Below are 19,095 nucleotides of genomic sequence, written 5' to 3'. Positions count from 1 at the left end.
TTACGTTAACGCGGACCGGAATTATCAAACTTGATTGGCCGGGCCGGTGATCTGGGCTTCAGAGAAGAGAAAACCGTTTCCACACGCCCTCGGCCCAGTGCAGCAAGAGCAGATCGATATAGTCTGTTTTGAGTTTTCGAAGACTCTCGTTGACAGACGCTTCGAAATGTCTTTCAGAGTAGTTGCTTACCCAGACCTTGGTCGTCAGGAACACTTCGCTTCTTGCAATCCCGGACCCGGCGACGCACTCGCCGATTTCGCCCTCGTTACGGTAGATCTGCGCAGTGTCTATATGACGGAAGCCGGCACGAAGGGCAGCAGGAATCAGTCGATAGACGTCGGCGGCACCCATTCCGCAAGTGCCGAAACCGATGGCCGGAATTACCGCGTTACTAACTTGAACGTTTAGCATGAGGTGTTCCCGATAGAGCACGTGTATTGGAAAACGCGCCGAAACCGCTTTTTAGAGACTAGCCGATACGACCGATGCGACGCAGCTGTGCCCCAATCTCCTTTATCCTGGTTTCCCCCGCACGCAACGCTTCTGAAGACGTATGAACAGAGTAATGGCCAAGCACGAGATCGTGCGGATGTTCGGCCGCGGAGCCGAGGACGAACTCCGAATCTTCGTCGGCAGTGAATGCCAAAACGTCTTCTATCTCGCCAAACACAACAAGCTCGTCGGAGACGTGTTCGTCACCGATGTGCAGTGCGCCACGTTGAATACATATCCAAACGACGTTATGACCGGCCGGCAGCGTGTAGTGCCACTGCTCTCCCGCCGAAAGCTGCACGAGCAGATAGTTGATACCAGGGGGTGCAGATACCGGGCTTTCGACATTTCCATAGCGACCCAGGATAACGCGGGCTGGACCGACGCGAGGGATTTCGCTCGCAGCTAAATACTCGCTATGGGGTGCGCCCAGTTCGAGTTCAGGTGGCAACGCGACCCACAACTGGTACCCGCGCGCCGGTCCGTTGCCGGTGGCACGGCCATCATGCCAAACGCCGATACCCGAATTCATCCACTCGACGCTGCCGGCTGGCATGATCCCTGATGCGCCAGTGGTGTCTTCGTATTCGACTTCACCTTCCAGCAACACGGTCGTCGTGGCGAGGCCGGAATGGGGATGCATGGAAAAGCGCATTTCAGCACCCACCGAACTATCGAAATAGTCGAGAAATACAAAGGGTTTCAGGAATTCCCCCAAGTCGCCCGGGCTGACCAGCCGCTTTACGGGACCGTGCTGTCTGCCTGTCGTACGTTTTACAATCGATTTCTGGCCCCGCAGTGGACCGGAGCGATGTGCAGTAGTTTGCACATCGCGCAGCGCTTCATCTTCTGCATCACTTTGCGACGAGACGCGCGAAGGCATCGTTTTGAAAGACATGGTGTTGGCTCGCACTAATACTCCGACAACAGAGAAGCCTCGCGACGAGGCGGTCGCATACCGGATAAGGCAAGCGATCACCTCGACGAGTCCGTTTTCCTAGCCCGCGTTCAGAGCCGAAGCACCCGGAGCTACCCGCCGCGAGCGCGCGTCCATGCTGAACGCGCCGGCACCGAACCAGGTGATCTGCAGGAGGCCACCGGCCATCATCACGTTCTTGAGAAAGTGAATCATCTGGTTCTGATCTGCGAGGTTGTGGTGAAAGAAAATCGCAGTGACCACGCAGAACACTGCCATCGCCAGTGACACGGCGCGGGCCCGGTAGCCCGACAGTAGCAGCAGGCCGCCGCCCAGTTCGGTGAGCACAGCAACAATGAATGCGAGTGGTGGCACGGGTAGACCCATGGCTGCGATATAGCCAACCGTCGCGCCGTACGCCGCCAGTTTGCCCAGCCCGCTCATGACAAACGGTGCACCGATCAGAATGCGGCCGAATAGCGGCAGAAATTTGAAACGTTCCATGACAAGCTCCTTAAATGAATTTGCGGAGGTGGAATACGAAAAAGGGAATTAGCCGGCGTCCACCATCACCAGCTCGGAATCTTCAAGCGCCGTAATCCGCGCTATAGCGACATGTGTGATCGCGACGCCGTCTAGCGGCCCAACGACCTCACCATTTACTTCGATGCGTCCCGAGGCCACGACGAGATAGGCGCGACGTGCCGGATTCAACTCGTGTGGAACACTTTCGCCTGCCGTTAGCATCGCGCCAAGCACACGCGCATCGGCGCGAACAGGAAGCGCACCTTCATCGCCGGCGAAGCCGCTGGCAAGGACAACAAAGCGTCCAGACCGGTCGCTTTTCGGAAACGGCCTGGTATCCCATGCGGGTTCTCCGCCGGCTTCACGAGGTCGAAGCCAGATCTGATAAAGCTTGAGCGGCACCTCGCCCCGGTTGAACTCGGCATGGCGTATGCCCGTGCCGGCGCTCATGACCTGGACATCGCCTGCGCGGATCGTTCCTTCGGACCTCAACGTGTCTCGATGCCCGAGCAGGCCCTGGCGCACATAGGTGATGATTTCCATATCACGGTGTCCGTGCATGGGAAAACCGCTGCCAACAGCGATCTCGTCATCGTTCCAGACAATCAGGGGACCCAACGCGGCGTGCGCGGGATTGCCGTCAGCGCTGACGACGAAATGATGTTTCGCGCGCAGCCAGCCGAGTTCCGCCTTGTCCAACGATTGCCAACGCCTGTGTGTGAGCATCCCCGCCTCCGTTTCGCGCGACCGCAAAATGCGACGCCTGTCACCTGCAATCGATTGAACCAAACGGTGATGCAGGCGATGAGTAGAATGCTATATTTGCAACGAACCCATGCATAGATCCGCAATTGAGATGCATCGTTGCTGTAATTAGAATGATCAGAAGGAGCGAAAGTCTGCCCATGAACGCAATCACTGACCTTAACGATCTTCGGCTCTTCGCAGCGGTGGTCGAGTATGGAAGCTATACGGCGGCCGCTCGCAGCCTCGGCCTGCAGACGTCGAAACTGAGCCGGCGCGTTCGCGCCCTCGAAGAAGAACTTGGCGTCCGTCTGCTCAACCGGACCAGCCGCAGCCTGTCTTTGACGGAAACCGGACGGCAGTTTCACCAGCATTGCCTTGCGCTGGTGGCGGAGGCAAAGGCAGCCAAAGACATCGTGGACCGGACGCAATCCAGGCCCCAGGGCACTGTCCGGATCAGCTGCCCCGTGGCGTTACTGGAGTGCGGCATCTCCACGATCATCGCGCGATACGTTCAGGACAACCCCGATGTACAGGTTCTGCTTGATGCAACCAACCGCCGCGTGGATGTCGTCGAAGAAGGCCTGGACTTTGCCATCCGGGTCAGACTTCCGCCGTTGGAAAACACTGATCTTGCCGTCCGCCAGTTGGGCCAATCGATCCACATTCTGGTTGCAAGTCCCGAATTGATGGCGCGCCATCCGGCGCCCGCCTCGATCGAATCCGTGAAGGAATGGCCTACCCTCTCCATGGCCAGCAGCAGCGAGCGATTCGTCTGGAACCTGGTCGACGTTGACGGGCAAGTGACATCATGGGTGCATCAGCCGCGCCTTGCGACCGATGACCTCGCCAGCCTTCGGGTTGCAGCGATAGCGGGTGTCGGCACGACGTTGCTACCCAGGGAGCTGGTTGAGGCCGATATTCAGGCCGGTCGCCTGCAGCACCTGCTGCCGGGTCTGGCTACAACGCCCGGGCTTGTACATGCGCTCTTCCCAACACGCCGAGGCATGGTTCCAGCCGTCCGTCACTTTCTCGACGCACTCGTTACAGGATTCGAAGGTCTGAACCGGCAGCACTAGAGCGGCCGCCCGGACTTGTGCATTCCAGCGAACCAGCCTCGATGCGTTCATGCGGCATGCCCGGCGTCCACGCGTTCAGCCAGACACCTGGTCCCAGGCAGAACACCTACCAGGATGGCTGCTGCCAATCAGGAAGGGGCGTACTGGCCATGTCTACCACGCTGATTGACGATCAGAACTGGCACACGAGGCCCGCGCAGCATGCCAACCTGCGGCGCGTAACGCAGATTTCGCCGGGAAGCCCTCGCCAGAAAAGCGGCCCATGCGTTGATCAGTCGACTCGTACCCGCCGACCAGTCTGATCAGACTCTTCAATCGCGGCGAGAACCTTGTGAAGTACGAGCGCGTCATTGAAACTGGGAGCCGTGTGGGTTCCAAGACGCAGATCGTCAGCCATTAACCGGTATATCCCTGCCACGTTTCGAGCCGCTATCGCATCCTCAAGACCGAAGTAATACGTTTGAGGTATCTCGAGCTCAATGTACCCGTCCTCGCCTCGACGGCCCGCTTCCACGCGCAGTGGCGAGATGTTCACCACAGGAGCCTGTTCAACCGCTGCGGTGATCCGCAGGTCCCCTTCGGTTCCATTGATCTCCCAAAGCAATCGGGTTCCGCGCGGCAAGCCACCGCGAAGTTGCAAAGACAGAGGCGCGCCAGACTGAAGCACTGCGTTGATCATTACATGATCGGGAGTTTTCATCGGGAGGCTCTCTCCCGTTTCTACGATGCTCACTGTTTGCCGACGGCGCGACAATATGGCATCGATCTCGCGGATAGGCCCCAGTACACTTTGCGCCGCCGCAATGGCATGTCCACCAATGACCGAAAGCAGGGTTGCGCCGTTTCTTGAATCCATAGCATAAGCGTCACCGCGCGATATGTGTTCGCCCCAGCTGACCCCGGCGCCGATGTAAGTCGACGACAATACGTCCCCTACGTACCCCTCGGCAACGAGCTTGCGAATGAATTCCACTTCAGGTGACGCAATCGCTTGAGTTCCAATAACGGCCAGCGCCTTCGTTTCATTGGCGAGACGAGCGAGTTCAGTGGCTTCGGCAAGTCCATTTCCAAGCGGCCATTCACAATAGACCGTTTTTCCGGACTTAAGCGCTGCCGCGACCACTTCCTTATGGTATGGAACCTTTACCGTTACGACCACGACATCAATGTCTGGAGACGCAACGAGCTCCGCCACGTTCTCGAAGGCGCGTGGAATGTCAAAAGCGGCGGCGGCGGCCCGCGCACTCGCGAGACTGGTGTTAGCCACACCGGCAAGCTCAAACACATCAGGCAAGCCGCGCAAGGCAGGAATATGGGCGGTAGTGGCCCAGCCCCGCTCAGCGCTCAAACCGACGATGCCCACACGAAAACGATTTTCCATTGCTTCCTCGAAACCATTGAGTGACTTCCATACTGACCATCAGAGACCGCCAGGAACCGCTTATACAAGCCCATTCGTGTACGACGGATCATCCTTACCGCGCCGCCCAACGTTCGAGTTCTCCAACGGCGCCGACTCGGCGGGGACCGGGTCCGAACGCTGGGAATCCAGTACGACAACCCGGTCGGCAATGCGCCACTCCCCGTTTCGTCGTTCCATCCGGTCCACATACCGGACATTCACAACCCAGTCCATCGCCATCTCGCCGTCGACGGGTTTTGTCCTGTGCGATGCCTGCGCGTAATGCTCCGCGTAAGCCACATCGCCATCTACCTGCACGTACTGATTGCCGGTAAAGTGCTGCGTGCACTCAAATTTCGGCAGCAGTTCTGCAGCCCATTCAATGAAGCCTTCCACGCCGCCGTTATAGGCCCCGTGCCGATCAACTGCATCCGGGTGATAGCAAGACCGCACAAGGTCCCAGTCCATCCGGTCGATGCCACGGCAGTAGCGGATATGGACGCGCTTGATTTCCGCCTCGTCTAGAAACTGTTGAATCCTCGAATCCACTTTATGTCTCCTGTGCCGGCCGGATCTAGCGCTCTAGCTGTCGACCAGAGTTCGCGCCTTAGCGCTTTACTCCTGTCCCATGCAGAGCACTTGCTCCAGCCCCATGCAAGATGGTTAGTGTTGCGCTACGAACGGTGAAGCTCGCTCGGATGCGGTCCGTATTCGCCCGTTTCCATCAACTGTGATGCCGCAATCGCATCCGGCGTCCAACGAAGCGTTGCACGCGTTTCGAGCAACCACGCCTGATAGGTATCCGGAACGTTCTCGGAAGGTCCATGGTGAATCACACCTTTTGGCACCCAGGTCAACGTTCCTGGCTCCGAGCACCCTCCCCAGACACCCGGACCACGCACATAACAGATCACCTCATCGAAGTCCGCATTGATATGAATCGGCGGTCGATTCGAGATACGTGAACTGAGGTTGAACATCAGAACATCACCCGCGGTGGATGACAAAAACTGACTTGGAGGTCCGCCATCAGGCAGGTAGGTGAGAACCTGAATCTTGTTCAGGTTGAGTTTCCACACCGGAACTGACTCGGACAGTTGCATGCCGAGCGAGAGCGGATCATGCGGCATCGTGAACACCGTGTTCTCTCCGTCAATGGTCTTCAGCACCAGTTTCGTCGGACCGCCCACGGGGATGTCGGGAGCAACCCTGGCATACTTCACGTCCCGCGCGACGTTGACCATTCCTGTAGGCGCCGGAGGTGAAAGTTTCAATGCCGATGGGCTCTCGACGATGATGCTGCGCATGGCATCGCCCGTCGGTGCGTATCGATACGCTATCGCGCGCGGAATGCAAACAAAGTCGCCTTCGTCAGCCGTGATACAGCCAACGTCCGTTTCGAATTTGACATTGCCCGACTGGATGAAATGGATTTCGTCCGCCTCGACATTTCGAATCACGTACGGCATCGGCTTGCGCCGGCCGGACACAAGCAACTTGACGCCCAGCCTGGACGTCGCCACGGTGGTCGGAAGAGCATCCGCATTGTCCCGATCGTCTGGTATCAACTTGTCAAGGACCGCCCGTCGCGGTGCATGCGGACCCTCCACAGAAAGGTAATCTGGCGCGTATGTCGACCGGGTAACGACAGAAATTGCGCCCATAAACCCATCCCGGGTCCACAGTTGCACAGGAGGCTCTCCGCCATTTGTCTGATCACTCATTTGTCCACTCTCCTCGGTTATAGAACGCTCACAGTCGGCGTGGCCCATGGAGCGTCCAGGCACGCGTCGAGCACGCCAGGGCCTGAAGAATAATTATTCAGACTTGCAACAGCCACAGAATCCGATCGCCAACCGTATTGCCAGGATTCCTGGCATTGCATTTCATCGTCAACGTCGAACAACCGCTCTTTATGAATGGCGCCGCTCTCACAGCGCCACAGCAGCCACACGTTACTGGCGCGTTGGCTTTCCAACGAGCGCCCGGTACTCATTCGCAGTTGCCGGAGTGCGTCCGAGAAGGCCTGCGATGTCACGCGCCATGCCGAACATTTCGAGGTTGTCCTTGAGACGCTCGTCGCTGTTAGGGTACTTCCAGGGTGTATCTTCCGTCCCGATCCGGATGTGCAAGCCCATCATCGTGGCAAGCGTCGTCATGTACAGACTGGCGCGTCCCGCCGCACAGACACTGATTACTGAGGTTGGATCAATCTGGCGAATCTGGTCGACCATCAGGAACATGTGTTGGGCCATGTCCCGAGCATTGCTGACCCAGGTGCCCGAAACCAGAGTGCGGCCAACGTTGAATGGCAGCCCGTACAGAATCAGCCAGTTGTACGGTTTCTTGAGAATGCCTGTATCAATGAGCTTGCGCTTCGCAAGTTCAATTTCTCCGGAGCTATGGATTGCCAGCTCCGGCTTGACGCCGGCGGCCTCGAGCGCCTCAATTGCCGGCACCATGAAGGCCTCCGGGTGACCTGGAGCACATGGCGCTACCTCAGTCAATCCGGCGCGCGCTGGACTCATGCACATGTCGAAGGTCGTTCCGTGGAGCACATTCAGGTTCGGAACAAAGTCGTTGCCAAAGCGCGCCCTGAGCGGCTCGAGAACGGCAGAATAGGCTTCGACCGGAGGAATGTCCCGGTCAAGGCGTCGACCCTGTGCGTCGGTCATCCATGAAAAGTCGATGTGAACGCCACATGCACCGGCCTCGATCACGCTTGACGCTGCATCCACGTATTCCTCAAATGACGTGCTCGTTTCAAAGCGGCCAGACACAGCCGCGTTGATTGCGATTTTTTCTGGAACGTCCCATTTGGGCTGCAGTTCAGGTCCAGCGAGGAACTGGTACTCCTCCATTTCGCGCTTGGCGGCTTCCCAAAGTGGAAGTTTTTCCATGATGATGATCCTCGACGTAAGTAGTGAAGTAAGGGTTCGAATTTTTCTGAACCAACGGCAATCAGACAGGCATCGAACGTTCCGACGGGGCTGGTGCCTCATCAAACAACAAAGCCATAGACTCACGAAAGCCTACCGCCCTCCCAATCGAATCATTTGTGCTAAGATGATTCCGTGCACGATCGATTTACATCGAATGATGCGTTTCGGAATTAATAAAGTCAAGGGCACCAGGGAATCCCCTGGAAAGACGCTATGACTGATTTTTCCGCGGCGACCCGGCGCGTAGCCGGTTCACATCTATCTGTCGAGGAATGAGCGAATGGCTAAGCGCTACCCCACCGCAATCGATATCGCCCTGGATACGATCGAGTCGCCTTGCGACCCAGCGGAAAAGGAACCGCGGGAGATCTTCGACGATCGCGGCAGAACTGTTCCGTGGATGACCCGAACACTGCATCGGTTGTATAACGTCGAAGCGCAGAGGATCCTCGACAGGGAGAAAGTCTCCATCGCGCATTGGTACTACCTGCGGGTGCTGGCCCAACGCGGTGAACTGAATCAACTGGAACTGAGCAAACGCGTGGGGATCGCCTCGACCACTGCTGTGCCTGCTTTGGACAGCATGGAAAAGCGCGGCTTATTAACGAGAACTCGCGATCCGAAGGACCGACGCAAGTACTACGTCAGCCTCACTGACGACGGCAGACGTCTGGTTGATGAACTGATGCCGGAGATCGTGCACATGATTTCCGGCTCCTTTGATGGGGTAGCACCCGAGGAGAAGTGCATCTTCTGGAAGGTTATGCATCAGATCGCGCAAAACCTCACGGAGAAGTCTAATGACGGCACGATCGTAGACTAGCTGACTGGCGCTGGCTTGCGTGACGCGCTGGCCTCGATCAGCGCGCGGCGAAGCACAGTGAACTGCGGCCTGGCTGCCGCAGTTCACGATATAGCCAGGCGTTACAGGCCCTGCGAGTGACCTGAATGAGAGGTCCCGCCGGTTGCACCACCGTAGCCCGACACGTCACCTTGCGCTGCGGCATTCTGTGCTGCGACTTTTGATTCAGCAGCCTGGATGTTTTCCGGGTAGTGAATCCCGTCGCGCGGGTTATAGCCAGCACTCTCGATCCGAGAGAGTTCGTCACGTACCTGTGCACGGCTGAGCGACTGATTGGACTGCGCGAACGACGCAACGGGTGCCGCCGCGATTAGGGCCGCGATAAGGACCGCCTTAGTGAACGACTTCATGATCATGTACCTCAAGGATTGTGTGAGTGGCGTGACGAAGCAACTTTTCTGCCACGGCTGAAAATAGTCTAAGAGAAAGAAACTCCTGGGGTAAGTACCCACTCCACCGATTCACCGTTGCGTGGCGGACAACAGTCCAGACGCGACACGTTGCCTCCTTTCGCATGCGGAAACGGCTGCCTGGCTTTCCTCAGCGCAGACCGAACCACCTCAATACCCTCCGCTAGGGACATTCCCTAGGGTTCTTGACTTTGTTCATCCCGAAACACATTATTCGATATAAATCGATCTTGCATAGCATGATTCCATATCAACTTAGTAAGACGAGCATTGGATACGGGACACGCGCTTTCTGACATGCCCAACAAGATCTGAACGAAGATTTCACTGAATACATAACATAGGATTTCTAACTTCACGCCTCGGATTTATGCCGGGATGTGAGCAACCTGTTCCGGTTTGCGCGATGGCACAACTCGTCATCGTCTGTTCTCGTGCGAGCTTTATCCAATAGCGAGGCCAGTGTTCAAAAGAGTGCTATTGGGTTCGAGATGTGCCTCAACGCATTTTCGAATCCGGATCATTACCTACCTTGAGGATCGTCATGTTCGATAAGTTTCGAGTTTGGCAAGCTGCGGCGCCAAAAATGCAGAACCAGTTCATTGCGGAAGGCGAGTCACCTGCCGGGCAGGAGGTCTGTACAGACCACACAGGCAAGCAGGACCGAGGATACCGTCCGCTCGGGCTATTTGTTCCGCTTCCGCTCCGCAGCATTGCACTGCTCATCTCGGCAGGCCTGATTAGTACTGCCGCACACGCGGCAGGCGATTCACTAACGAACCGCCAAGGCGATATAACGCCCCTTTGCGGGTCGAAGCCGATGATCGTCGGCGTGTCCGATGGATACGGTGGCAACACCTGGCGCAAGACGGGTCTGGCCGAAGTCAAGGACGAACTCAGCCGCTGCAAGAACGTCAAGCGGATCATCTACAGCAACGCCAACGGCGATCCGCAAAAGGCGAATTCCGACATTAACAGCATGGTCGCGCAAGGCGTCAATGTGCTGATCATGCTTCCGGATTTTGGCGCCGTGCAACTCCCGGCCATGCGTGCGGCCATGAAAGCGGGTGTATCGGTCGTACCGTACTCGGCACAGATATCCGGGGTGGACGGACGCGACTATGTCGTCAACGTCGTCGGGGACACCAAGCAGATTGGTGTGCTTTGGGCCGACTGGCTTGGAACAACCCTCAAGAAAGGCAACGTCGTGTTCATGGGCGGCTCGCCTGGCGCCGCCGGATCCCAGAACTTCATGGACGGTCTGAAGGGCGGCCTCAAGAAATATCCGAACCTGAAGCTGTTAAACGAGCAATTTATCGTTACGAACTGGAATCCGGTGGATGCGCAGAAAGCCACCGCGGGCCTTATCGCGCAGTACCCGCACATAGACGCGATCGTTACAGACTATGGAGTGACCGCGCTCGCAGCAGCGAAAGCATTCGAGCAGGCACACCTCCCGGTCCCCGCCATCGTAACCATCGCAAGCGATAACGAGCTGAACTGTCACTACCTGTCGGCCAGGAAGTCGGGCGCAGCATTTCCTTACTACACGCTCGACGGCACGACAACTTACGTGCGCTTCGCAGTGCGGCATGGAGTCGCCAGCTACCAGGGTACGACTGACAACGAATCGCCCTCAATACTTCCTTTCGCGTACGCCGACAGCGCCAAGGGCCTTGATCCCAAGTGCGACCCTGGCGCGCCGCCTGATGCCGACCTGTCCTCCGCCCTCCCCCCTGAAAAGCTCAAGGCAGTGTTTGAGCAGTAACGCTCGAGACGAATTATGAACGACCAGAACACTCTGCTTCAGATCGACGGTGTCACAAAAGTCTTCCCCGGTGTACGGGCACTTGATAACGTCACGTTCTCGGTGCTCGCGGGCGAAGTACATGGACTCGTCGGCGAGAACGGCGCAGGTAAGTCCACGCTCATGGCGGTTGCGTCCGGCGCACTCGTCCCCGAAAAAGGGCGCGTCGTTATCAACGGCGTAGAAACCAAAGGCGACACCGACGCGGCGCGACGGCTCGGCCTGGCGATCGTGCGACAGGAACCGGCTCTCATGCCAGATCTGACTGTTGCAGAGAATCTCTATCTCGGCGTGCCGGCCGAACAACGCCCTTCTCTGATGAACACAGCACAATGGACACAACAGCTCCTGCGACAGTGGAGTGGCGACGTCGCGATTGACGCAAACGAGCGGGTTTTGAGCCTGAATCCAGAACAGCGCTTTATCGTCGAGATCGTGAAGGCTCTCGCTGCCAACCCGAAAGTTCTCGTCCTCGACGAGCCCACCGAGCATCTACTGGCGGAAGACGTCGACCGTCTATTTGCGCATATCCGCAAAGTGGCGGCCTCGGGTTGCTCGGTCGTCTATATCTCACACCGCATTCGCGAAGTGCAGAAGATTGCCAACCGCCTTACCGTTCTGCGCGACGGGCAAGGACAAGGCACGTATGACGCTGCCAGGCTCAGCGAACAACAGATCGTCGAACTCATCGTCGGCGGAGCGCTTGACCGCGAGTTCCCCGCGAAAGTCGGAAACGACCGTGCCGGGGTGGTCCTCGATGTTATATCGCTTCGCGGAACTGGCTTCACTGACGTATCGGTGCAGATAAGGAAAGGGGAAATCGTGGGCCTGGCAGGGATAGACGGCAACGGACAGCGCGAGTTCATCCGCGCCCTCGCGGGTCTTGCCCGAAGCCGCGGCGGCGTCACCGTCAACGGAAAGCCAGCGAGAATTCAGACGTCTCAGGCTGCCGCCACCTCGGGCATCCGCTACCTCCCTGGTGACCGCCATCGGGATGCCATCTTCGGTGAATTATCCGTACGTGAGAATTTCTCACTCCGCAGTCTTCCGTTCGATTCCATTCGTGGCTGGATCAGTCAGAAAAGCGAAGCGAGACGCACCAAACTGGCAGTAGCAGGTTTCGCGGTCAAAACACCGTCTGTTGAGACGCCAATTCGCTCTTTGTCGGGAGGCAATCAGCAGAAGCTGGTGCTGGCCAGTGTTCTAGCGAGCAATCCCGAGGTTCTGCTCGTCGACGAGCCAACGCAGGGTGTGGACATTGGCGCGCGGATGGAGATCTACAAAGTGCTCCGCCAGGCTGCTGCAGCCGGCACCGCCGTTATCGTGGTCTCGTCAGATGCGCTCGAGGTGGCCGGCCTGTGTGACCGTGTGTTGATCTTCTCTCGCGGGCATATCGTCAAGGAACTGCGCGACGCTGCTGTCAACGAAAATAACATCACGTCCGCGGTGCTGACTGCGACCACGGAGCGCGAGAGAGGTTCGGCAAGCATCCCTGGATTCTGGAAGTGGGCATCGGGAGACTGGGCGCCCCTCGTCATGCTCGCACTGGCAGTCTGTGCACTCGGCATCTATGCAACGCACGTCAACGAAACCTATCTGTCCGCGCGCAACCTGAGTGGGGTGCTAGCGCTCGTGGCGACATTGGCCATCGTCGCATACGGGCAGCAAGCGCTCATGCTCGTTGGAGGTATCGATCTATCTGTTGGACCACTGATGGGGCTGATGGTCGTCATGCAGTCGTTTTTCCTGAACGACGGAGCCTCATTGGGACACCAGTTGTCGGGATGGGCGATTGTCTTCCTGGTCGCAGTTGCAGTCGGGTTAGTGAACTGGATACTGGTCGACCCCTTCCGACTACATCCAATGGTCGCAACGCTAGCCACCTACATGGCTTTGCAGGCGGCGTCCCTCCTGTTACGCCCCGTTCCAGGCGGATTGATCGCAGATTCGGTGGTCGAGGTAATCGGTACGCAGGCCGGCTTTGTGCCGATTATCGCAATCTTCGCTGTCGTTCTCGCGATCGCGCTCGAGTTCGCTCTCTTCAAGACCCGGCTTGGTCTCACGTTTCGCGGCGTGGGCTCGCGGATTGAAGCAGCCCGTATGGCGGGTGTGCGTCCACATCTGACGTTACTTACTGCGTACGTGGGTTGCTCGCTCCTTGCCGGCGTTGCCGCCGTGCCGATGATGGCACAGGTCGGTTCAGGCGACCCGGGCGCGGGCATCAACTACACACTCGCGAGCATTGCCGCCGTCGTCATCGGCGGGGCCAGTCTGTTCGGCGGACGCGGGTCCTTTGTCGGCTCCCTCCTTGGCGCCCTCCTCATCATCCAGGTCAATGTGGTCACCTCATTCCTGGACATTGGAGATTCGTGGCAATCGTATCTGTTGGGCGGGATGATCCTCGCGTCTGTCGCCCTCTATTCCAAGAGCAGAGAAATGGCGGTGGCGAAATGAGACACGTCGTAAGCAATCGGGCAAATAGGGTATCGGACCTGCTGCGGTCATCCTCTTCGAAGTCGAAGTCCGGTCGGATTCCAGTGTTCGGTGATTACTGGTGGATCTGGATTGGACTGATTCTTCTCTTCTCCGTCAGTTCGGTGGTCGCACCGGGGACCGTGACCCGTGGTTCCATCCTGGCCATGCTTCCGTTTGCGGGCATCCTGGCCATTGTCGCGACGGGCCAGACTCTGGTCATCCAGCAGCGGGGCCTCGACATGTCAGCCATCGGGATGGTCTCGCTTGCGGGCGTGGTGATGGCCCGCACCGGATTTGGTCTCGAATCCGTCGGCCTTGCAGTGGTCTTCACCGTGTGCGTGGGTGCGATTGTCGGAATCGTTAATGGAACATTGGTCTCGAGGTTTGCGATTACACCCCTGGTTGCGACGTTGGCAGTCAACGCGCTTCTTGTTGGCGGCGTCCGTTCGTTGACCGGCAATGTTCCGGTCAACGTCCCGGTCATCATGCAGACCATCTCACACGCCCAGTTTATTGGCTTGCCCGCTAATGTACTGTTCGCCTTTGCTTTCGTGGTGACGGCGTGGTTCATCACCCGGAAAACCGCGATCGGTCGCCGTTTTGTCGCTGTGGGTGTCAATCCGCGCGCGGCAGAAGCCGCTGGGGTAAGGGTCCTGCAGTACAGGATTGGCGCTTATGTGGCGTCGGCGGTGTGCTTCTCTGCAGCCGGCATGCTTCTCGCCGGGTTCATTGGTAGCGCGTCGCAAACGTCGGGAAATGACTACCTGCTCCCCGCCATCGCAGCAGTAGTGGTTGGCGGCACACCCTTTACCGGCGGCAAAGGCAGTGTTGTCGCCAGTGCTGTAGCGGCGCTCTTCATGGCGCAGCTCGGTCAGCTTGTGCTGGCACTCGGCTCAGGCCCCGCAGTTCAACTGCTCGTGCAGGCGGGCGCAATCCTGCTCGCAACCACCGTGCGCCATCTGCCAGCGGCCGCGAGAACTTTTCGCAAAAGCAACTAGTAGAAGATCGTTGAGTGGTGCAGGGTCTTCAAGCCCACTCGTCCTGCCGGTTCGACGTTGCGTCAAAACGGCAAGCCTGACCTGGCAAGCTGATTGCATAGACCCGAAAGAGGTCACAAGGAAATTCCTGGAGATTCTTTTTTATGCTAAGGATAACGAAATGAGAAAGATCACTTTATGTACTGCGTTGATGGCGTGTGGCGTCTGCAACACCTATGCGCAGAGCACTGTGACCCTGTATGGGCGCGTCGCATCGGGGCTCGATTTCGTCACGAACGTCGCGACGCCGACCGGCCAGTCGAAGAATAATTTCAGGTTCGGCAGCAACCAGTACGGATACAGCTGGTTTGGCCTTAAAGGCGATGAAGACCTCGGAGGAGGCGTGCATGCAGTCTTCAAACTCGAAAGCCTTTTTACTTCCGGAAATGGTCAGATTCCACCTAACACGATCTTCACCCGCGATGCGTATGTCGGTTTGGCCGACGATAAATACGGAAGTATCTGGTTCGGACAGGCGATGAGTCTGACCGACGAAACCGGTTGGTACATTGACCCACTGGGGGAACAGGTGGGGATAGGTGTTGGCAACTTCGCATTCGGGCGAGCGTGGGGTCCGCGATCAAATGTCGTCACTTACAATTCACCTACCTGGGCCGGCTTCTCCTTCCGGGTCCAGGACGGATTCGGCAACCAGGCCGGCAACTTCCGTGGCAATCGCCAGTTCAGTGTGAGCGCACAGTACACACTGACCAACTTCGCCGCGTACGGAGTTTATGAAGAAATCCATGACGCCAACGGGCATTTTTCAGACCTGTATACGGCGTCACGAGAATATATGGCGGGTGCCACATACCAGTTAGGCGGACTCAAGTTCTACACCGGCTATCAGCAACTGGTCTCATCCGGACAGGACACGGTCGCCACTTCGTTTAATCCTTTCGCCGCCACACGCAGCCAGCAGGTCTGGGTAGGCGCCTCGTATCAGGCTACCCCTGCCCTCGCCTTGCAGGCCGGCTGGTATCACGGAAACGTCAATCATGGCGGCGGAGAGGGAAATCTCGGTGCCATCGCCACCACCTACAACCTGTCAAAACGGACATTCCTCTACCTGACCCTCGGAGCGATGTTCAATGGCAAAAGCTCAGCTTTCCCTGTTGAGACGGCCGATTCCCAGCCTCTGCCGGGCCATAACCAGCAAGGCGGCTACTTCGGCATCATGCACTTCTTCTAACCGATGCCACGGTAGCGTACAGACACCTGTACGCCAGCGCCTACAGCCGCGCGCAAGCGCGCTCGCAGCGTTGCAACACCCCCTTCCCGTAATCCGGGTAAGGTTCGCGTCCCGGGGCTGTTATTTTCCCCTGGACGCGAGCGCGCAAAAGAACATGTGTACCTGCCCGTCCTGCTCGAGCTTGCTCCATCTCGGGTAAGACGGGCACAGCCGCGCAAACAGATTGCTCGTGGCTACATGGACGCCAGCGTGCGAATGACGCACATGGGGCCTGGATGCACAGCCGGGCTATGCGAGAAAGGCGTCACGTTCTCACTCGATTATCTCCAGTTCTTCGTGGGAGACGACGCACATGCGAAAGAAAAAGTGGGCGCACTGATCGAGCAGCCCGGCTTCTTCGGCATCGACCTGGGTTTGCTCGAGGCCGGGGGCCGGCTGGTTCAAATCCCGGGCGGTCCGCTGCCGGTGCTCAATCTCGTCAAGTTGGGATAACCAGCCAAAGGCGACCCGTGCCGTTATCCCTGGGCGGCGCCATTCAGACAGTCTTCGGCGCGCCAGCCATGCAACCACGCCAACGCGTCGTAGAACTGCTCCTGCGTGCGGCCGACCCAAAGCGAATTGCGCACCAGACGCTCGACGCCCTTCGCATGATAGATGCGGCCCATTTCACGCGCCGAGTAGAGCACGCGCGCCGTGCGCGGAATGCGCACCGACTCGTACAGCTTGAACGCCGCTTCGAAATCGCCTTCAGTCGCGGCAACGGCCGCGCCGAGCGTGACTGCGTCTTCAAGCGCCTGACAGGCACCCTGCGCGAGGTACTGAGTCATTGGGTGCGCCGCGTCGCCGAGCACGGTGGCGCGCCCCTCGCTCCAGCGTTCCACGGGATCGCGATCCGCCGTGGCCCAGCGCTTCCATGAAGTCGGCCGGTCGAGCATCTGGTGCGGCAGCGGATGGATGCCCTCGAAGTACGACAGCACTTCCTGCTTGCTGCCTTCGCGCACGCCCCATTCCTCCTTTTCGCGGCTATGGAACGTGACGACCAGGTTGTACTGCCGGCCGCCGCGCAGCGGATAATGCACAAGGTGACAATGCGGACCCGCCCACACGACAGGTGCATTGATTCGCAAGTCCTCAGGCATGTTCTCGACATCGACGACTGCGCGATACACAACATGCCCCGTCACGCGATGCGCGTCACCGATCAGCGCCCTGCGTATCGCTGATTTCACGCCATCGCAACCAATCACCGCGTCCGCGCTGTAGCGCTCGCCATGCTGATCGGTGACGGTCACGCCGTTGGCATCCTGATCCAGGGCGCAGACCTGCGTGTTCGTGCGGAACTGGATCAGCGGATGATCCTTGACGGCTTCGAGAATCGACAGATGGATATCCGCACGATGAATCACCGCATACGGATTGCCAAAGCGCGCGCGATATGGCGCGCCGACATCGATGCGCACGATTTCCTTCGCGTCGAGCGCGTCCCTCAGGCTCAGGTAGTCGGTGAACACGGCCCGGCCGCGCGCCGCCTCGCCGACACCCAACGCATCGAGCGCGTTGAACGCATTCGCGGCCAGCTGGATGCCCGCGCCTATCTCCTGGATCTCGGGAGCCTGCTCGAGCAGCTGCACGCGAATGCCCTGCCGTGCGAGCGCCAGCGCAGCAGCCAGTCCACCAATACCGCCGCCGATTACGAGCACGCGGCGCGCCTTGTTTGTCTCACTCATGACTGTCTCCTTTGTCGACGGGAGTGAGCGCTTTAACGCTTATGTCGATCCGGAGTTAGTGCTTCAGGACTGACTCCGGTCCCACGCAAAAGCGCTCCCGTCCCATGCAATCAAGCAACGTAATCGGGCTGGCGCTGCGGCTCTGCTGCAGCGAATGCCGGATGTTTCGAAGCGTGTTCATACACAGCGAGGCTGCGCGGACAGGCGCCCAGATCGCAGTCCATGCGCAGCGCGTTGGCGATCTGCGGCACAAGGGACACGTCAGCGAGCGTCGGTTGCGCACCGAAGCACCACGGGCCTTCGTTGCTGCGTTCGAGCAGGCGCTCGACGGCCGCCATCCCTTGAGCGATCCAGTGTCGATACCACGCGGTTTTTTGCTGCGGCGTCACCTTCAGTTCCGTTTCCAGATAGCGCAGCACGCGCACGTTGTTGACGGGATGGATGTCGCAGGCAATCAGCGTCGAAAGTTCGAGTACGCGCGCCCGCACTGCTGGTTCGAGCGGAATCAGGCGCGGCTCGGGATGGGTCTGGTCGAGATAGTCGATGATCGCGAGTGACTGGCCGAGCTTGAAAACGCCGTCGATCAACGCGGGCACCGATGCGGATGGATTCACGTTCGCCACGTAATCCGCTGCGCGATGCTCGCCGACACGGATATTGACGGGCAGCGTGTCGTACGCGAGACCTTTGAGCGCGAGCGCAATGCGCACGCGGTACGACGTCGAGCTGTTGAAGAAGCTATGGAGTTGCACGAGTAGACCTCCGTCCAATGCAAATTACGTAGGTGAGGCCACGCGTACCGTCACTTCCCCCAGACGCTCGACGCCGACCCTCATCGTGTCGCCCGTCTTCACTGCGCCAACGCCTTCGGGAGTACCTGTGAAAATGACATCACCCGGTTCGAGGCGGAAGTACTTCGACAGATCTGAAACGGTTTCGGCGACCGACCAGATCAAATGCGACACATCGCTCTTCTGCTTCGTCTCGCCATTGACGGTGAGCCACAAACCGCCGCTTTCGAAGTGACCTACCGCCCTGACCGGATGAATCGGGCCCATCGGCGCGGAACGGTCGAATGCCTTGCCGATTTCCCACGGGCGGCCCATCTCGCGCATCTTCATCTGCAGGTCGCGGCGCGTCATGTCGAGACCGACCGCGTAGCCCCAGACATAATCCAACGCCTGTTCAACCGGAATATCCGAACCGCCCTTGCCAATCACCGCGACGAGTTCCGCTTCATAGTGATAGTTCTGCGTCTGCGACGGATAGACCAGTTCGAGCGTCTCGCCATACGCGACAGGCACCACGGCGTCGGCCGGCTTGCAGAAGAAGAACGGCGGCTCACGATCGGGATCGAAACCCATTTCGCGCGCGTGCGCCGCGTAGTTACGGCCCACGCAATAGACGCGGCGCACCGCGAATTGAGCGTCGCTACCGGCGACGGGAACGGCAACGGGTGCTTCGGGCGGGAAAACAAAAGTCAT

General features: G+C 58.5%; 19 protein-coding genes. 7 read left to right on the top strand and 12 right to left on the bottom strand.

What is annotated here, in order from left to right; translation table 11 throughout:
• Positions 1 to 58: 58 nt before the first annotated feature.
• The 4 genes from P3T16_RS07335 to P3T16_RS07320 all read right to left on the bottom strand — a co-directional run bounded on the left by P3T16_RS07335 (position 59) and on the right by P3T16_RS07320 (position 2,660).
• Positions 59 to 412: an aldo/keto reductase gene (locus P3T16_RS07335; protein WP_429341713.1), complete on the bottom strand. Its 354-nt coding sequence runs from the start codon at positions 410 to 412 to the stop codon at positions 59 to 61.
• A gap of 58 nt (positions 413 to 470) precedes the next feature.
• Complete coding sequence (locus P3T16_RS07330) at positions 471 to 1,391, bottom strand: pirin family protein (RefSeq protein WP_429341712.1); 921 nt, start codon at positions 1,389 to 1,391, stop codon at positions 471 to 473.
• 99 nt (positions 1,392 to 1,490) lie between these two features.
• Positions 1,491 to 1,913, bottom strand: a complete 423-nt coding sequence (locus P3T16_RS07325) for a DoxX family protein (RefSeq protein ID WP_429259677.1) — start codon at positions 1,911 to 1,913, stop codon at positions 1,491 to 1,493.
• 48 nt (positions 1,914 to 1,961) lie between these two features.
• The gene (locus P3T16_RS07320) at positions 1,962 to 2,660 is read right to left on the bottom strand and encodes a pirin family protein (RefSeq protein WP_429341711.1); all 699 of its coding nucleotides are present in this window, start codon (positions 2,658 to 2,660) and stop codon (positions 1,962 to 1,964) included.
• Between the two features lie 179 nt (positions 2,661 to 2,839).
• On the opposite strand from P3T16_RS07320, the gene P3T16_RS07315 reads away from it, so the two are divergent.
• Positions 2,840 to 3,757, top strand: a complete 918-nt coding sequence (locus P3T16_RS07315) for a LysR substrate-binding domain-containing protein (protein ID WP_429341710.1) — start codon at positions 2,840 to 2,842, stop codon at positions 3,755 to 3,757.
• Between the two features lie 271 nt (positions 3,758 to 4,028).
• Here the strand turns inward: P3T16_RS07315 and P3T16_RS07310 are convergent, their stop codons facing one another.
• The 4 genes from P3T16_RS07310 to P3T16_RS07295 form a co-directional block, all read right to left on the bottom strand.
• Positions 4,029 to 5,138, bottom strand: a complete 1,110-nt coding sequence (locus P3T16_RS07310; RefSeq protein ID WP_429341709.1) for a Gfo/Idh/MocA family protein — start codon at positions 5,136 to 5,138, stop codon at positions 4,029 to 4,031.
• A 60-nt stretch (positions 5,139 to 5,198) separates the two neighbouring features.
• Positions 5,199 to 5,708 carry a nuclear transport factor 2 family protein gene (locus P3T16_RS07305; RefSeq protein ID WP_429341708.1) on the bottom strand — a complete coding sequence of 170 codons (510 nt, stop codon included), beginning with the start codon at positions 5,706 to 5,708 and terminating at the stop codon, positions 5,199 to 5,201.
• Between the two features lie 125 nt (positions 5,709 to 5,833).
• Positions 5,834 to 6,883, bottom strand: coding sequence for a cupin domain-containing protein (locus P3T16_RS07300; protein WP_429341707.1), 1,050 nt, complete (start codon positions 6,881 to 6,883; stop codon positions 5,834 to 5,836).
• 231 nt (positions 6,884 to 7,114) lie between these two features.
• Positions 7,115 to 8,062 carry a 3-keto-5-aminohexanoate cleavage protein gene (locus tag P3T16_RS07295; protein ID WP_429341736.1) on the bottom strand — a complete coding sequence of 316 codons (948 nt, stop codon included), beginning with the start codon at positions 8,060 to 8,062 and terminating at the stop codon, positions 7,115 to 7,117.
• 319 nt (positions 8,063 to 8,381) lie between these two features.
• Between P3T16_RS07295 and P3T16_RS07290 the strand changes: the two genes are divergently transcribed.
• Positions 8,382 to 8,924: a MarR family winged helix-turn-helix transcriptional regulator gene (locus P3T16_RS07290; protein WP_429341706.1), complete on the top strand. Its 543-nt coding sequence runs from the start codon at positions 8,382 to 8,384 to the stop codon at positions 8,922 to 8,924.
• Between the two features lie 101 nt (positions 8,925 to 9,025).
• On the opposite strand, the gene P3T16_RS07285 is transcribed toward P3T16_RS07290, so the two are convergent.
• On the bottom strand, positions 9,026 to 9,313 hold the full coding sequence (locus tag P3T16_RS07285; RefSeq protein ID WP_429341705.1) for a DUF4148 domain-containing protein: 288 nt from the start codon (positions 9,311 to 9,313) through the stop codon (positions 9,026 to 9,028).
• A gap of 604 nt (positions 9,314 to 9,917) precedes the next feature.
• On the opposite strand from P3T16_RS07285, the gene P3T16_RS07280 reads away from it, so the two are divergent.
• From P3T16_RS07280 to P3T16_RS07260, 5 genes are all read left to right on the top strand, one after another.
• Positions 9,918 to 11,141, top strand: a complete 1,224-nt coding sequence (locus P3T16_RS07280) for a substrate-binding domain-containing protein (protein WP_429341704.1) — start codon at positions 9,918 to 9,920, stop codon at positions 11,139 to 11,141.
• A gap of 15 nt (positions 11,142 to 11,156) precedes the next feature.
• Positions 11,157 to 13,634: an ATP-binding cassette domain-containing protein gene (locus tag P3T16_RS07275; RefSeq protein WP_429341703.1), complete on the top strand. Its 2,478-nt coding sequence runs from the start codon at positions 11,157 to 11,159 to the stop codon at positions 13,632 to 13,634.
• A gap of 83 nt (positions 13,635 to 13,717) precedes the next feature.
• Complete coding sequence (locus P3T16_RS07270) at positions 13,718 to 14,653, top strand: ABC transporter permease (protein ID WP_429341702.1); 936 nt, start codon at positions 13,718 to 13,720, stop codon at positions 14,651 to 14,653.
• A gap of 160 nt (positions 14,654 to 14,813) precedes the next feature.
• Positions 14,814 to 15,884 (top strand): porin, encoded by a 1,071-nt coding sequence (locus tag P3T16_RS07265; protein WP_429341701.1) that lies wholly within the window; start codon positions 14,814 to 14,816, stop codon positions 15,882 to 15,884.
• A 237-nt stretch (positions 15,885 to 16,121) separates the two neighbouring features.
• Positions 16,122 to 16,376 carry a hypothetical protein gene (locus tag P3T16_RS07260; protein ID WP_429341700.1) on the top strand — a complete coding sequence of 85 codons (255 nt, stop codon included), beginning with the start codon at positions 16,122 to 16,124 and terminating at the stop codon, positions 16,374 to 16,376.
• 23 nt (positions 16,377 to 16,399) lie between these two features.
• On the opposite strand, the gene P3T16_RS07255 is transcribed toward P3T16_RS07260, so the two are convergent.
• The 3 genes from P3T16_RS07255 to P3T16_RS07245 form a co-directional block, all read right to left on the bottom strand.
• Entirely contained in the window at positions 16,400 to 17,611 is a 1,212-nt protein-coding gene (locus P3T16_RS07255; RefSeq protein ID WP_429341699.1) for a 3-hydroxybenzoate 6-monooxygenase, read from the bottom strand.
• Positions 17,612 to 17,721: 110 nt separating this feature from the next.
• Entirely contained in the window at positions 17,722 to 18,363 is a 642-nt protein-coding gene (gene maiA / locus P3T16_RS07250) for a maleylacetoacetate isomerase (protein WP_429341698.1), read from the bottom strand.
• A gap of 24 nt (positions 18,364 to 18,387) precedes the next feature.
• Positions 18,388 to 19,095 carry a fumarylacetoacetate hydrolase family protein gene (locus tag P3T16_RS07245; protein WP_429341697.1) on the bottom strand — a complete coding sequence of 236 codons (708 nt, stop codon included), beginning with the start codon at positions 19,093 to 19,095 and terminating at the stop codon, positions 18,388 to 18,390.

The organism is Paraburkholderia sp. GAS42 (assembly GCF_050436565.1).
GTDB lineage: Bacteria > Pseudomonadota > Gammaproteobacteria > Burkholderiales > Burkholderiaceae > Paraburkholderia.
Note: the sequence above shows the minus strand (reverse complement) of the source record. Positions and strands in the feature narration are given on the sequence as shown.